Consider the following 15982-nt stretch of genomic DNA (forward strand, 5'->3'; position numbering starts at 1 on the left):
TCTATAAACGCTTAAGCCACCAACACATGATCCAGTTTCCTACTCGCCCAAAACAATACTTAGGCCCGCTCATAATAGGCATAATTAGCATCATTGCATTTTTGTCTGAACCCATGAGTTCAGAGTATTTCGTACTTGAAAGGACTTGGTTGTCACAAGGACACTATTATCAGCTTATAACGGGACATTTTCTACACACGAACTTCATTCACATATTATTTAATCTATTAGGTTTATTACTATTGTGGGCGTTACATGGTGACGACTACGAAACCCTTTCTTACCTCGCCAAATTTGTTGTAATTTGTATTGTGATTTCTATTTGTATGTATATTTTTTCACCAGAAATTACTTGGTACGTTGGTTTATCAGGAGCAATTCATGGTGTTTTTGCTTGGGGTTGTATAAGAGACTTAGAGAACAAGCGTTCAAGTGGCTGGCTGCTAATTATTGGCCTTGTAATTAAAGTAGGAAATGAACAGATAAATGGTGCTGGCACATTCATGCCTGAGCTTATTGATGCGAGCGTTGCCGTCGACAGCCATTTGTATGGCGCGCTTAGTGGCTTGCTCATCGGTGTAATTAGTTTACTAAAGCGGAAGTTTTGGACGCTGCGCCAACGCTGATAAAGGACACAAACTTTGGCATCCCCCTTATGTATTTGCTTTCGAACCAATCCATAGAAAACCCACTGTCTTCTATACTTTCAATAATAGGTCTATTTAAATTACAGCCACCGAAGGCTCGACTCCACAGGCCATTTGCACGGTCTTGCCATTTGACAACTGATTCGTCAGGGGCTTGCCCATGTTCGCAAAAGAATATTTTACCGTCCGCTTTTAAGACTCGGTGCATTTGCTTCATAGCCGCACGCCAATCAGGAATAGTGCATAAAGTATAGGTTAATACGATTGAATCAACAGAGTTATCTTCTAGGGGAATTTGTTCGCCTGGTAAACTCAACCACTCGACTCGAATAGCACATGAGGCGATGTTTTTCTGTGCTTTTTTACGCATTCCAGTAGAAGGTTCGAGGCCCCAGACCATATTAACATTTGTAGCATTGTATAGAGCCAGGTTAACGCCCGACCCCATTCCAACTTCCAAAACGTTTCCATAAGCCAAAGGAACGACTTTTTCTCTTAGTTTCATTATTGCGCTTGAAGAACAAGCGCAGTTAATGAGATGAGGGAGTACGTTATTTTCGTAAAAGCTCAAAGGTCTCTCACTTCTCTAATTGAAGGATTTTATGCTTCATCACGAAGCCTACAAATTTTCTTCAAACAATTTGTATATGCGACGATATTCATCCAACCAAGAACTTGGCTGCACAAAACCATGCGGCTCAACCGGATAAATTGCAGTTTCAAAGTTTTCTTTTTCTTTTTCGATCAAGATTTGCACCAGTCGAACAACGTCCACAAAGAAAACATTATTATCAACCATAGGCGCATTTATCAGAAGCGGCTTAGTCAGGCCTTCCGCAAAATAAATTGGCGAACTACGTTCATATGCAATAGGGTCAACATCTGGTCTATTTAAAATATTAGAAGTGTATCCATCATTGTAATGCGCCCAATCAGAAACGGGACGTAAGGCAGCACCTGCTTGAAATAGATCTGGCTCGGTAAACAATGCCATAAAGGTCATGAAACCACCGTAAGAGCCGCCATAAGTACCGATTCTGTCTCGATCGACGTTAGCGTTTTCCACGAGCCAGTCGACACCGTCTTTTAGATCTTGTGTCTCTGGAGTGCCCATCTGGCGGTATATTGCCGTTCTCCAATCACGTCCGTATCCAGCTGAAGCTCGGTAGTCCATATCCATGACAACATAACCTTGTGATACTAAGAAACTGTGAAACATAAATTCACGAAAATAGCCTGACCAGCCTAGGTGTGAGTTTTGTAGATAACCCGCGCCATGGTTAAAAACAACCGCTCTATGTTTCTCGCTCGCCGGCCCCTGCGGAGCATAAACGCGAGAATAAATAGGTTGCTCTGTATGACTAGATTTAACCGCAACAATGGATGGTGATGTCCAATCTATGCTTAAAAATTCATCGCTTACTGTGCTTGTAATTTTAACTGGCTTGAACGAATCAGCACGCAAATCGACCGAATACAACTCGGGAGGCATAACTAACTTTGAATGTGTGAGTAATAACGACGATTCATCTGGCGACAACTGATAATCTGTCATTCCATTCAAATCTGTTAGCGCTTCTGATGTTGTTGAGTCAGACGGCACACGATATATCTCGTAGATGCCCGGATGCTTCTTGTTTGCTTTGTAATAAAAATAGTTATCGTCTTGCGTAAGCACAACGTCGTCCACTACAAAGTTGCCTTGCGTAACTCGATTTAACTTTCCGTCTACTGGCTTTGTATAAAGTTGTGAATAGCCCGACTCTTCTGATAACAAATACAGCGTTTCAGCATCATCGAACCAGCCAAAGCTATTAAACCGATAATTCACCCATGCAGTATCATGCATACGATGTTGAGTCGTTAATACTTTATCGTCAACGTCGACTGTTGTTATCCAGCGATCCTTATTATCCCAGGCTTCCAACATGACAGCCACTTTATCGCTATTATCATGCCACTGAACCGGAGATTCAGAACCAAACAGTAATCTAATATCGCGTGGCAATCTGTTTTCCTGATAGGTCTTACCTTTTGCTTCTGCGTTTTCACGCTTAACTGCGGCCAACACGTCCTCGTTGTAGCCTGGTAATGCTTTATAATCCAATTTGGTTTTTTCGCCCGACTGGACTTCGAGTAACCAAACATCATGTTGAATAGGTGTAGCGTCGGCAACTCTTTGGCGTACTCTCTGCGCTTTTATACGACCATTCTCTTCAATATAATCAGGCATTATGTCGGTTTCATCACTGCTGGGCTTATCTTCGGTCGTAACTACAACTGCCCATTTACCATCTGGTGAAAAACTCGCCAATACTGTTCTATGTTCAGGTGCAAAGTAGAACGAGGATGTCATTAAACTGCTATTTTCGTTCCTCAAATTGTTGTCGTTATCTTCTTCCAACTGCCTGTTTTTGCGTTGAAGTTTAACGTAATCTATCAACTTAATCTGTTCTTCGGCAATATAGTCTTCTGGGGCACTTACGGCCTCCGATTCATCCTCGAAGTGCCACGACAGCATTTGTTCCTGCATGCCCGTGTTGACATTTACGCTGTAAAAACTATTACCGCGCTGAAAAGAAACGCCGTCTTGTTTATAAAATTGAAGATTGCTTGCGCCGTCTAAGCTCTTAGTGAGTTGGCGTATTGCCTTATCTGCTTTTGCTTGGACAAAGATATTGCCTTCAAAAATCCAAGCAACAAAATCTACATCTTTATCACGAATAATTTCGTCGTACTCGTATTGATGGATACTCGCTAAGCTTACCTTCTGACCATTGCCGGCTGTATTAGGAGTGGCCAGCCATAAATCACGTATTGGATTGCCTTGCTGCTTGCGATAGTAGCCAACTGAAGCGCTATCAGCGCTCCAGAATGCATCTTCTGGTTCACGACCAAGCCAGTCAGGATCGGACATAATTTGCTTAAGTGTTAATTCAACTTTGTTGTTTGCCAATACTGAACTATTGTTCTGAGAAATTGTTTCTGTCGGGAAGTTAGCAGCGCTTTTTTTATTTGCACTAGAAAGCGACGTTTCAGTTGCAGAGCAAGCGCTAAGTAAAGCTATACCAACACTTGAGTAAACTATTTTTTTATATTTTGTCATTATTAGTGTTCTTTAAAGGTAATTATCACGTTATATTAATCTTTGTAAGGGAGATGTTAAATCATCCCTCGGATAAGATAATCTTGAGCTTAGCATGTTACTGTAATTTGTTCAGTGACTGAACTGGTTTTTAACAAGTGCTTAAAATCCCTTAATATGATCAAACTAACCACAATCTATTATGATGTGAAAAGGACTATCAAAAATGAAAAAAGTAATTTCCTTGGTATTAATGATGGCGAGCAGCCAAATAGCCCTAGCCGCTGAATGCCCTGATTTACTCAAATTTGCGAAAAGAAAATTAAATTCACAAGAAGTTGTGAATATGTGCGATGCGTATAAAGGAAAGACAGTTCTCTTCGTTAACACGGCAAGCAAATGCGGATTTACACCGCAATTTGAAGGCCTAGAAGCGCTTTATAGTCAATATAAAGACCAAGGATTCGTAATTCTTGGTTTTCCATCAAATGATTTTAACCAAGAATTTGGCGATGAAGAAAAAACGGCCGAGTTATGCGAACTAACATACGGGGTTAAGTTCCCAATGTTCGAATCAATTTCCGTTCGTGGTGAGAGTGCGGACCCACTCTATGCAATGCTTGCAGAAAAAGCGGGCACAGCGCCTAAATGGAATTTTTATAAATATTTGATGGATAAAAACGGCAATGTAGTTGAATCGTACAGCGCATTTACAAAGCCTGACAACGAAGAGTTTGTTGCTGATATCAAAAGCGCATTAGCGTTGTAGTTTTATTGTAAATTAATCTGAGCGAAGCGCAAAAAAAAGCCCCATCTTAAACAGATGGGGCTAAGCACACTCAACTAGGAACACACTATTAATTAAAAACATTTACTTTTCAGAAACGTCATAACTTAACCAACAGTAACTATTTAGTCACCAACATTTCATATTAGTTCATAAGTTTTTGCTTAATTCTAAAAATATTTTTTTAATTTCCACTGACCCCATTATTTGCTGAGCATTGAGATGAAGGCTTGGTCGAAATCTGCGAGGATGTCTTCGATGTCTTCAATACCTACCGAAATTCTAATTAATGAGTCGGCTATGCCCATCTTTGCCCTTTCCTCAGGCCCGTTTTCATAGAAAATCGTTGATGCGGCAGGCAGTGCTAGGGTTCGAGTATCGCCTAGATGCGTCGCTGAAATTACGAGTGAGAGTGCGTTTAAAAAAGCGTGCGGTTCGATTTCTTCACTTAATTCAACAGAAAGGATTCCGCCAAAACCGCGTTTAAATAAAGTTTTTGCTCTCTCGTGCTGTGGGTGTGCCTCTAAACCGGGATAGTGAACTGCATTAACGCCCTTGTGCGTAGACAGATACTTAGCAAGCGCCTGTGCGTTTGCACATGTTTTGCGCAAGCGCATGGTTAGCGTTTCCAATCCGATGGACACCAAATGCGCTGACTGAGGTGCTAATGTCGCTCCCATGTCTCGTAATCCGCGTTTTTTAACCTGCGTTAGCCCCCACTGTTGCTTGTCTGCAACACGGTAGTTTAATTCAATATTGTTATAGCGCGACCAATCAAATAATCCAGTATCTACCAAAACACCGCCCAGCACGTTTCCATGCCCACCAATATATTTCGTCAGTGAGGTCAGCAATAACGATGCTTTCACCGCTTTAGCATCCAATAAAACGCTAGGAGTCATGGTATTGTCGAGTGCAAAAAGAATATTATTTGCCTCACACCAATTTCCTATTCCTGATAGATCAGCCACTTGGGTTACAGGGTTGGCGATGCTCTCGCAAAACACCATTTTTGTATCAGCGTTGCAGGCTGCTTCGACTTTGCTAACATCGGTCACATCAACATAGCTCACGCGAATGCCAAAACCTTCAATCGTTGACATGAAGCTACGTGTGTTGCCGAATAAATATTGGCTTACTACAATATGGTCACCGCTTTTCAATAAAGAAAGAAACGTTGAACTGATGGCTGCCATACCCGTTGCAAAAACGACAGCACCCACTCCCCCTTCCATTTCGTTTAGAACATTTTGCAAAGCAACCGCGGAAGAACTGCTAGAGCGAGAATATACGTGCCCAGCTTGTTTACCCTGAAATACATCGACAAGGTCTTGAACGTCCTCAAATTCAAATAACACTGAGTTATTGGTTGATTCATGAACAGCACCAAACTGTGGTTTGTTAATCTTTCTATCTGCGTGGACTAATTTGGTATCAAAAGCTAATTTCTTCACTGAAAACGGATCTCGTATTGACTTGTTATCTAGATAATACCATAGTTAGCGGCTTGTTCTACGCCACCTTGTTAGAACAATATGGGTTTAATTATTCTCTGGTTCGTTATTCCTACTAGCGTCAAACGGCCCATCATAAGTTAAGGTTTCAACTCAATATATGTGTATCTTGTTTATTGCAATTAATCAGCACCCCAAATTTCCGCTAATCATTGCGGCAAATCGTGATGAATTTCACGTTCGCCCAACCACTAATTCAGCGTTTTGGAATAATCAGACAGACATTTTAGCTGGCCGAGACGAAGAAGCCGGCGGCACATGGATGGGGGTTAATAAAAACGGCAGTATTGCCGCGCTAACAAATATTCGGGCCCCAGACAAAGACATTCCTAATCCTGTTACGCGCGGCGAGTTAGTGATTAATTTTTTAAAGGGCTCTAGCAAGCAACAAAAGAAATATGCTAAGACCTTAGCTGATTCGAAAGCACAATATAATGGTTATAATCTATTGTTTGGAACGCTGGAACAACTGTATGTTTATAATAACCATGAGGACACTTGTGTACAATTGGAGGATGGCGTTTTCGGCCTTTCGAATGCGTCACTTAACAGTCCATGGCCAAAAATATCGACTGGACGTGATGCTTTAGCAAAGTATTGCCAGCATGCTGATGTATTAGACACGGAACACCTTTTTGAACTCCTTCGTAACAACAAGCCCGCAGAAGATAGTATGCTTCCGAAGACTGGCGTTCCTATAGAATGGGAACGACGTCTGTCGTCAATATTTATTCAAAGTCCTGAATACGGCACTCGCTCATCAACCGTATTATTGGTCGATCATCATCAACAAGTTGTTTGGGAAGAGAGAACCTTCAATGCTCAAGCAGAACAAACCTCAGTCCAACACTTTGAGTTCGATATAAAGAAAGCGTAATTTAGCTCGAAAATTAGGATAGAACTGGCATAATATGAACATTGAAAAAATGCCACCATTAACTCATCTTTAAGGAACAATCGTGTTTGAAAATTTGCCCGCTTTAGCGTCCGACCCCATTCTAGGTTTATCTATAGACTTCAAAAAAGACACCAACCCAGCAAAGATTGATCTTGGCGTTGGTGTATATAAAGATGAGCAAGGTAATACGCCAATTTTGAAGTCCGTTGTTGCAGCACAAAAGCAATTAATGGAAACCGAAACTTCAAAGGTGTATATCACTCCCCAAGGCGTTCAAGGTTTTATTGACGGCATGCTTGACCTCATTTTAGGTAAAGGCAGCCAGGTTTTATTAGCAAATCGAGTTGCCGCTGTTCAGGCGCCCGGCGGTTGTGGTGCACTGCGCATATTGGCTGAGTTGCTAAAACGCTGTAATTCTGACACTAAAGTTTGGGTAAGTGATCCAACATGGGCTAACCATATTCCACTTATCGGTAATGCTGGTCTTGAAATAGCGACTTACCCCTACTTCGACAAAGCAACAGCGAGTATCAAATTTGACGAAATGATGGACTGTTTGGCACAGGTCAAAAAAGGCGACGTCGTTTTGTTGCACGGTTGCTGTCACAACCCAACAGGCGCAGATTTAACTAAAGAGCAATGGCAAGCTGTTGCAAAGTTAGCAAACAAAGTCGGTTTTTTACCGTTTATTGATATTGCTTACCAAGGTTTTGGTGAAGGTTTAGAAGAAGATGCCTATGGTGTTCGTTTAATGGCTGAAAGCGTGCCAGAAATGATCATCGCCGCGTCGTGTAGCAAAAACTTTGGTTTATATCGTGAGCGCGTTGGATTAGCTGCGCTAATCACTCATGATTCAGCGAATCGCGATATTGTTCAGTCTCAAATTCAATCTGTTGCACGCGGAATTTATTCAATGCCGCCATCATACGGCGGGGCTTTAGTCGACATTATATTGGCAAATGACGATCTAAATTCATTGTGGCAGCGTGAAGTCACTGAAATGCGTGAACGCATGATCCAGCTTCGTAAACTACTCGTTGATAATCTTGCTGCACAAGGCGCATCAAAAGACTTTAGTTTTATAAACCAACAAAAAGGGATGTTCTCTTTCCTTTGCATTTCGCCCGAACAGGTGCGAAAGTTGCGCGATGAAAGCAGCGTTTACTTTGTGGACTCTAGTCGCGTAAATATTGCTGGTATAAATACTAAGAACGTCGAAGTATTAGCTGCTGCCATAGCTGGTGTGCTGTAAGTTATAAAAAGAGCTGGGTTTATTTAATAACTTACAAAAACAATACAAAAAGCCCGCCATGACTTTGCAGTCATGGCGGGCTTTTAAATAAGTTCAATAGTGATTATCGTGCGGCGAGAAGTCTGTCTATTTGATTCGCAAAGTTCATTTTATCTTTCGCAGAAAATGCCTTTGGGCCACCTGTTCTCTCGCCACTGGCGCGAATTTGGTCCATAAAATCACGCATGGTAAGCGTCGCTTTGATGGTTGCTTTGTCGTAAGCCTCACCGCGAAAATTCACCGCTAAACCATCTTTTGCGAGTATTTCAGCTGCAAGCGGAATGTCGCCTGTGATAACCAGATCCTTGGCACTACAGCGCTTTACAATCTCATCATCGGCAACATCAAACCCAGAGCTCACTTGCAGCGAGGTAATATGTGCATTAGGTGGAACTGAAATAGGCTGATTTGCCACAAAAGTGAGTGGCACCATTGTTCTCTGAGAGGCCTTTATCAGCAATTCTCGAATAACGGTAGGACACGCATCTGCGTCAACCCAAATTTGCATTAAGCCAGCATCCCACCATCAACATTAATACACGCACCTGTTGTGTAACTAGATGCATCAGACACTAAATACAATACTGTTCCCGCCATTTCATCAGGGTCAGCAACACGTCCTAATGGAATAACTTTTAGCGCATGCTTTAAAATAGAATCATTGGTGGTAAGTGCAGATGCAAATTTTGTATCGGTTAAGCCTGGTAGTAAAGCGTTAACGCGAATATTCAACTTACCGCATTCTTTTGCAAATGACTTTGTCATACTAATAACGGCAGCTTTCGTAATTGAATAGATGCCTTGCATATCGCCAGGAGTGACACCATTAACAGACGCCGTGTTTAAAATGACACCGCCGCCCTGCTCGCGCATCATCTTGCCGGCCTCTATCGACATAAAGAAATAACCGCGAATATTTACATCAACCGTTTTCTGATAAGCGGCTAAATCAGTGTCAAGAATGTGGCCAAAGTAAGGATTTGCAGCCGCGTTATTGACTAAAATATCAATTTTACCGAACTCGTTCTTTATATGTTCAAACACAGCCGTTATTTGCTCCATCTCACCTACGTGACATGGAAAAGCAGACGCTTTACCGCCATTTTCCCGAATGCTTGCTGCTACTGCTTCGCAACCATCAATTTTGCGGCTTGAAACGATAACGTGTGCGCCCTTGCTTGCTAGTAATCTCGCAATTGACTCGCCAATACCGCGGCTAGCGCCAGTGATGAGGGCAACTTTACCTGTTAAATCGAATAAATCTTGCATATTTAGTCCTTCATTTTTTTATTGTTGATACATTGCCGAAGTTTGCCAGCGCCAAATTTACGCCAGCATTCCGCCGTCCAGCACCATCGTTTGTCCGGTCATAAAACTGCTTTCGTCGCTACATAACCAAGCCATGGCGCCTGCAATTTCTTCTGGCTTACCCAATCGTTTCATAGGATTCGCTTTGATGATGGCCTTTTGACCACGTTCATCAAGCTTAGCTAAGGTGTTTTGAACCATTGGGGTATCGACAAAGCTTGGGCACACCGCGTTAAAACGAATGTTTGCGCGCGCATATTCTACTGCGGCTGATTTTGTTAAACCGATAACACCGTGTTTTGATGCTGAATAAGCAGAAATCATAGGTGATGAACGCAAACCAGCGACAGAGGCTACGTTAATAACGTGCCCACCACCATTCGGTGCCATACAAGCGATGGCTGCGCGCATACAATGCCAAACACCTTTAAGATTGACCGCAATATTTCGATCAAAATCATCGTCCGACAATTCATGCATTGGCGCTGGCGTATGATCAATGCCTGCGTTGTTTATCACAACGTCGAGACCACCTAGGCTTTTCATCGCAGTAGCAAACAATGCGCGCACTGAGTCACCGCTAGCAACGTCTACTTTCACAAAATGTATGTCGTTACCTTGGGCTTTTGCCTGTTCGAGTGTTTTTGAACCGTTGTTCTCAGACAAATCAGCGATAAGAACGTTGGCACCTCTACTTGCCAGCAGCAGAGCTACTTCTGCACCAATTCCTGATGCACCACCGGTAATTAAAATGCGCTTATTTTCAACATTTGCCGCAGTGTTCATCATTCATCCCCCACTTTGAGTACTAACTTACCGAAGTTTTCACCCTTAAACAGCATCATTAATGTATCTGGGAAAGTTTCTATTCCCTCCACAACATGGTCTTTCACTTTCATCTCACCAGAGTGGATCCAACCTGCAATATCTTTCATTGCTGTTGGGTATTCGGCAATATTATCAAATACCACGATGCCTTCCATTTTTGCACGATTAACAAGTAGTGATAGATAGTTTGATGGTCCTTTTACAGGCGTTGTGTTGTTGTATTGGCTAATTGCACCACAGATAACAATACGTGCTTTCATGTTTATTTGAGTTAAAACGTCATCTAAAATATCACCGCCAACGTTATCAAAGAAAACATCGACGCCTTTTGGACACGCCTCTTTTAGCGCCTTCTTTACATTTTGCGACTTGTAATCGATAGCAGCATCAAAACCTAACTCATCAATTAGGAACTGGCATTTTTCAGCTCCGCCCGCAATACCGACAACACGACAGCCCTTAATTCTTGCTATCTGTCCAACTAGTCCTCCGACAGCGCCAGCTGCCCCACTGACAACAACGGTTTCGCCCGCTTTGGGTTCACCCGTTTTAAGCAATCCAAAATAGCCGGTCATGCCAGGCATGCCCAATACGCCTAAATAGTATGACAATGGAGCTAATTTAGGATCGACCTTATGCAGCATTTTGCCATCACTAACAGCATATTCCTGCACACCTTGATGACCACATACATAATCACCTTCCGCAAATTTTTCATTTTTACTGGCAACGACTTTGCCCACCGTTCCGGCGCGCATTACGGCACCAATTTGTACCGGCTCTATGTACGATTTTGCATCGTTTAACCAACCGCGCATTGCAGGGTCTAGCGAAACATAATTAATCTTCACTAATAGCTCACCGTCTTTTAACTCGGGGACATCTGCTTCGGCAAACTGCCATGTGTCACTAGTAGGCTCGCCAAACGGTCTTTTAGCCAATAGCCATTGTTTGTTTTTCATTATTTTTCCTTAAAACCAATCAGGGTGCATGTCACTGCAAACATCATTGTCTTGTTTGAGTATTTTTAAATCACGTTCGATGGTGGGTAATTCCCAACTAATAAAGTATTGTGCGGCTTGAATTTTGCCTTTATAAAATGCGGCTTCTTTCTCAGTAACGTCTGCTGCACCAAGCTTATCTTCAGCAACCCTAGCTTGACGTATCCATATCCAACTCACGACTATTTGCGCAAAAACATTCATTAACGCTTGAGCGTTTGCTAGTAGTGTTGCTTGTTTATCAGATTGAATCGTTCCCGAAACATGCACAATAATGTCGTGTAATGCTTTCAAATAATGCGCTAACTCTTTTGCCATAGCCCCTGTTTTCGGTGTAACTATTTGTGACAAGTCTTTCTCTACTTCACGTTGCAGGGTCTTTAGTCCCAGTCCATCTTTTTGCCAAAGCTTTCTGAATGAAAGGTCAAGCGCCTGTATACCATTAGTACCTTCATGTATTGGGTTTAAACGATTATCGCGCCAAAACTGCTCTGAATAATACTCTCTGGTGTAGCCTGAACCACCTAAAACTTGAATGCCTAAGTCGTTCGCTTTAGGGCCAAATTCAGACGGCCACGCTTTGAAAACGGGCGTTAATAAATCTAGCAATTCTTTCAATGCTAGCTTTTCCTCAGCGTCATCACATGTGTTGATCCTATCAATCAGATGAGAACCATACATGCACAGCGCCATGCCGCCTTCAGTATAGGATTTTTGCGCAAGAAGCATTCTCTTTACGTCACCGTGCAGTACGATCGGTGCGGGTTTATCTGGTTCGCTATGCTCCGCATGGCGCCCCTGTGTTCTGTCTTTTGCATACGCCAGTGAATATTGATATCCACGATAGCCAATCATCGCTGCGCCAAAGCCAACGCCGATTCGAGCCTCATTCATCATCATGAACATATAGCGTAAACCGTGATGTTCTTCACCTACCAAATAACCATAGCAGTCATCATTTTCGCCGAATGTCAGTGCAGTTGAAGTGGTCCCTCTATAACCGAGTTTATGCAGTAATCCAGCAAGCTGCACATCATTGCGGTTTCCTCGTTCACCGTTATCATCAAATCGGTACTTAGGCACTACCATGAGTGAAATACCTTTTACACCAGCAGGACCGCCGGGCACTTTGGCCAGCACTAGATGAATGATATTCTCAGACAATTCATGATCACCGCCAGAGATATAAATTTTACTGCCTTTTATCTTGTAAGTGCCGTCCTCTTGTTTAACGGCGGAGGTTGTTATATCTGCTAAAGATGAGCCAGCATGCGGCTCAGTCAGCGCCATAGTGCCAGTAAATTCTCCGGTTAGCATACGAGGCATAAATTGTTCTTTCAGCGATGCTGAACCAAAATGGCAAATAACGTTGGCAGCAGCCGAGGTTAAAAATGGATAAGATGTAGTGCTTGGATTTGCGGCCATGAAATAGGCTGACGCGGCTGTCATGACTACTTCTGGCAATTGCATACCGCCGTCTTCAAAGCTGTATCGGCCAGCAATAAATCCAGCCTCACAAAACGCATCATAAGCAATTTGAACATCGGGGATCATACTTACTTTATGACCGTCAAAAGTAGGTTCATTCTTATCAGCAATGTGATTGTGCGGTAAAAATAGCTTAGTCGCAATTTGTTCAGCAGTGGCTAAAGTTGCCGTAAATATGTCTTTATTGTGCTCTTCAAATTTGCTGTGTTCGCATAATTTGTCTGCCTGGAGTACATCATAAAGTTGAAAATTCATTTCTAGATCAGGGATCAATTTGTCTGTCATTGGTAAGCGCCTCGGTTCTGTCGTGAATTATTTTTTAACATCTAATTAAATAAATAATACGCAAATGTCAGTTTGTCTAAGCATATAACATCATGAATGCGCGCCTTGTTGCCAATTCATTTTATCAATACAAGATTAACAGTGAATTGAATAAAGGTTTAGTAAGCACGAAAAGGTATAAAACCTAATCATAAGAAACGTGCGATCAGAACTATTTTCTGTTAGCATCCTGCGCGATTTTTACGCTCAGTGCGCAGCGTGTGGCGCGCAGTTTATTTGTTGAATATTGACTGACTGAAAACCAACAAATAAACAATTTACGACTATACTCGTAAATAACTTTCTTGCTTTGAACGGCTTGATACTCAATATTAATACACTCATTTTAGGTGACATCGAATGAAATACAAACTAGCTAGTATCGCTCTATGCGTGGCATCTGCATTGCAGGCAAACACAGTAGTCGCGCAAGAAACAGCAGTGAAAGAATCTGCTTTAGAAAAAATTACCGTCACCGCACAAAAGCGCAGCCAATCAATACAAGATGTACCGATTTCAATCGCGACATTGAGTGGAGAACAATTCGAGAGTATTTTTTCTGGCGGTGAAGACATTCTAGCACTAGCTGTACGCGTGCCTGGTTTATATGCTGAATCTTCAAACGGAAGAGTTGCACCTCGCTTTTATATACGTGGTTTAGGGAATACCGACTTTGATTTAGCGGCATCACAACCAGTATCAATCATCATGGATGACGTAGTGAAAGAAAACGTTATTCTTAAGAGCTTCCCATTATTCGACATTCAACAGGTTGAAGTTATTCGTGGCCCACAAGGCACTCTGTTTGGTCGTAACACAACAGCCGGTATCATTAAATTTGATAGCGTTAAGCCAACTGAAGACTTTGATGCTTATGGAAAAGTAAGTGTCGCGTCTTTCGATACAGTCAATGTTGAGGGTGCTGTTGGCGGCGGTCTTACGGATAATGTTGCAGGTCGATTCTCGTTCCTGTCACAGCAAAGAGACGACTACATCGACAATGCTTTCTCTGGTGAAGATGATGTCATTGGTGGTTACGATGAGTTGGCTTGGCGCGCACAGTTATTATTTACTCCCGTTGACGATTTAGAGATGCTACTGAATATACACGGTCGCGAATTAGAAGGAACAGCGTCAATTTTCCGTGCGAACGTTTTTAGCAAAGGTTCTAATAACTTAAACCAAAACTACGATCGCACCACTGTTTTTTATGATGCGAACTTGCTTGGTAATGGTTTTGATAACAATCCACAAGAATATGAAAACTATGGGTTCTCATTTAAAGTAGATTATGATTTTAATGGACTCACATTTACCTCGATTACCGCTAACGAAGAAGCTAACGGTTCAAGTTTAGGCGATGTCGACGGCGGCGCTGGTTCGGGTGATACAAGTATCCCTGGTTTTATTCCGTTCACCGCGGTTACCCAAGATAACCTAGATGACCTAGAGCAGTTTACTCAGGAATTCCGCTTAGCAAGCAACAACACTGATGCTTTTAATTGGCAAGTTGGTGCGTTTTACTATGACTCGTCATTTAACGTTACAAGTATTGACGGTTTCTTTGGCGCGACAACTGTATTTCACGACAATAAAACTTGGGCTGTATTTGGTCAAGGTACTTATGAGCTTTCAGACAAACTAACAGTTACTGCTGGCTTACGTTATACAGATGATGAAAAGTCACTCACTGTTGGCAATCAAAACGTTGACGGATTTGCCTTAGTTATTGGTGCAGCTAGTGTTCAGGATTACGACCCAATTAATGTTTCAGACGACCAAGTGGGTTATGAATTAAGCGCCAATTATAAACTAGACGACAGCACTTCGTTGTTTGCACGCTATGCAAATGGTTTCAGAGCTCAAAGTATTCAGGCTCGTGACGTAGCATTTGAAGGAGCTCCTTCAGTTGCTGAAGCAGAAACTATCAATAGTGTTGAATTTGGCTTTAAATCTGATTTGTTGGATAATAGCTTGCGCTTAAATGCAGCTGTATTCTATTACACGGTTGACGACATTCAATTTTCAGCGATTGGCGGTGGCGCGAATAATACAGCCCTAATAAATGCTGATAAAGGCTCTGCTTACGGTTTTGAAATAGACGCAACTTATATTGTTGATGATAATTTAGTGCTGACGGCTGGTTATAGCTACAACAAAACTAAAATTGAAGACAACGGTTTGTCTGTTTTCCCATGTGGTGCAAGCGCAGCATTCGGTCCTAACTGTACTGTTACTGATCCAATGACAAACGACAATCGTGCGTTAATAGATGGCAACCCATTCCCGCAAGCTCCTGAAACTATCTTCAACTTTACGGCACGCTACAGTGTTCCAATGGGAGACGACGGCGAATTGTTTGCATACACAGATTGGGCTTTCCAAGGTAAAACTAACCTTTTCTTATACGAATCAGTTGAATTTCAAACAGACAACAACTTTGAAGCTGGCTTACGTTTAGGTTACGAGAACTTTGCACACAACTACACGGTTGCTTTATTCGCAAGAAACTTAACCGATGAAGATAATGTTAAGGGCGCTATCGATTTCAATAACTTTACTGGCATTATTAACGAGCCACGTGTTATTGGTATTGAAGGTAAAATTAGCTTCTTCTAAGATTCTATAGTTGTTAAGACTTGGTTTCTGTTTGTTTTTATTGACAGTGCAGAAATCAAGTCAAATCCCATCAAAAAAAAACGCCTCTTTAAGAGGCGTTTTTTTTACTTAGCAAAGGCACTTTTCTCAATCCTCGTTTATTAAATAGGCTCCTAACAAAAGAAGCTCTACTATTATCGAGTGGATAGAATC

The 15982-nt window shown here is 42.0% G+C and carries 13 protein-coding genes; 5 read left to right on the plus strand and 8 right to left on the minus strand.

The window, feature by feature from the left end; genetic code table 11:
• Positions 1-26: 26 nt before the first annotated feature.
• Positions 27-626, plus strand: coding sequence for a rhombosortase (rrtA, locus tag GNIT_RS09090; RefSeq protein ID WP_014108893.1), 600 nt, complete (start codon positions 27-29; stop codon positions 624-626).
• Here rrtA and GNIT_RS09095 read toward each other — a convergent pair.
• Together GNIT_RS09095 and GNIT_RS09100 are read right to left on the minus strand one after the other, a co-directional pair.
• On the minus strand, positions 583-1152 hold the full coding sequence (locus GNIT_RS09095; RefSeq protein ID WP_148261704.1) for a class I SAM-dependent methyltransferase: 570 nt from the start codon (positions 1150-1152) through the stop codon (positions 583-585). The two genes, rrtA and GNIT_RS09095, sit on opposite strands and share 44 nt — an antisense overlap.
• Positions 1153-1266: 114 nt before the next feature.
• Positions 1267-3753 carry a S9 family peptidase gene (locus GNIT_RS09100; RefSeq protein WP_014108895.1) on the minus strand — a complete coding sequence of 829 codons (2487 nt, stop codon included), beginning with the start codon at positions 3751-3753 and terminating at the stop codon, positions 1267-1269.
• 205 nt (positions 3754-3958) lie between these two features.
• On the opposite strand from GNIT_RS09100, the gene GNIT_RS09105 reads away from it, so the two are divergent.
• A complete protein-coding gene (locus GNIT_RS09105; protein ID WP_014108896.1) occupies positions 3959-4501 on the plus strand; it encodes a glutathione peroxidase in 543 nt (180 codons plus the stop codon).
• Between the two features lie 221 nt (positions 4502-4722).
• Here GNIT_RS09105 and GNIT_RS09110 read toward each other — a convergent pair whose 3' ends face one another.
• The gene (locus GNIT_RS09110; protein WP_014108897.1) at positions 4723-5973 is read right to left on the minus strand and encodes a cystathionine gamma-synthase family protein; all 1251 of its coding nucleotides are present in this window, start codon (positions 5971-5973) and stop codon (positions 4723-4725) included.
• A gap of 160 nt (positions 5974-6133) precedes the next feature.
• Between GNIT_RS09110 and GNIT_RS09115 the strand changes: the two genes are divergently transcribed.
• Complete coding sequence (locus GNIT_RS09115) at positions 6134-6910, plus strand: NRDE family protein (protein ID WP_014108898.1); 777 nt, start codon at positions 6134-6136, stop codon at positions 6908-6910.
• Positions 6911-6992: 82 nt separating this feature from the next.
• Positions 6993-8183 (plus strand): amino acid aminotransferase, encoded by a 1191-nt coding sequence (locus tag GNIT_RS09120; RefSeq protein WP_014108899.1) that lies wholly within the window; start codon positions 6993-6995, stop codon positions 8181-8183.
• Between the two features lie 103 nt (positions 8184-8286).
• Here GNIT_RS09120 and GNIT_RS09125 read toward each other — a convergent pair whose 3' ends face one another.
• The 5 genes from GNIT_RS09125 to GNIT_RS09145 are packed head-to-tail and all read right to left on the minus strand — an operon-like array spanning position 8287 to position 13132.
• Positions 8287-8730, minus strand: coding sequence for a YaiI/YqxD family protein (locus GNIT_RS09125; protein ID WP_014108900.1), 444 nt, complete (start codon positions 8728-8730; stop codon positions 8287-8289).
• Positions 8730-9491, minus strand: coding sequence for an SDR family oxidoreductase (locus GNIT_RS09130; protein ID WP_014108901.1), 762 nt, complete (start codon positions 9489-9491; stop codon positions 8730-8732). Before GNIT_RS09130 ends, GNIT_RS09125 begins: the two co-directional genes overlap by 1 nt.
• Before the next feature lie 57 nt (positions 9492-9548).
• The gene (locus GNIT_RS09135) at positions 9549-10316 is read right to left on the minus strand and encodes an SDR family NAD(P)-dependent oxidoreductase (RefSeq protein WP_014108902.1); all 768 of its coding nucleotides are present in this window, start codon (positions 10314-10316) and stop codon (positions 9549-9551) included.
• Positions 10316-11320 carry an NADP-dependent oxidoreductase gene (locus GNIT_RS09140; RefSeq protein ID WP_014108903.1) on the minus strand — a complete coding sequence of 335 codons (1005 nt, stop codon included), beginning with the start codon at positions 11318-11320 and terminating at the stop codon, positions 10316-10318. Before GNIT_RS09140 ends, GNIT_RS09135 begins: the two co-directional genes overlap by 1 nt.
• A 9-nt stretch (positions 11321-11329) precedes the next feature.
• Positions 11330-13132, minus strand: a complete 1803-nt coding sequence (locus tag GNIT_RS09145) for an acyl-CoA dehydrogenase family protein (RefSeq protein WP_014108904.1) — start codon at positions 13130-13132, stop codon at positions 11330-11332.
• Positions 13133-13531: 399 nt separating this feature from the next.
• Between GNIT_RS09145 and GNIT_RS09150 the strand changes: the two genes are divergently transcribed.
• Positions 13532-15790: a TonB-dependent receptor gene (locus GNIT_RS09150; protein ID WP_014108906.1), complete on the plus strand. Its 2259-nt coding sequence runs from the start codon at positions 13532-13534 to the stop codon at positions 15788-15790.
• Positions 15791-15982: the final 192 nt, after the last annotated feature.

This window comes from Glaciecola nitratireducens FR1064 (genome assembly GCF_000226565.1).
In the GTDB taxonomy this organism is placed as follows: domain Bacteria; phylum Pseudomonadota; class Gammaproteobacteria; order Enterobacterales; family Alteromonadaceae; genus Glaciecola; species Glaciecola nitratireducens.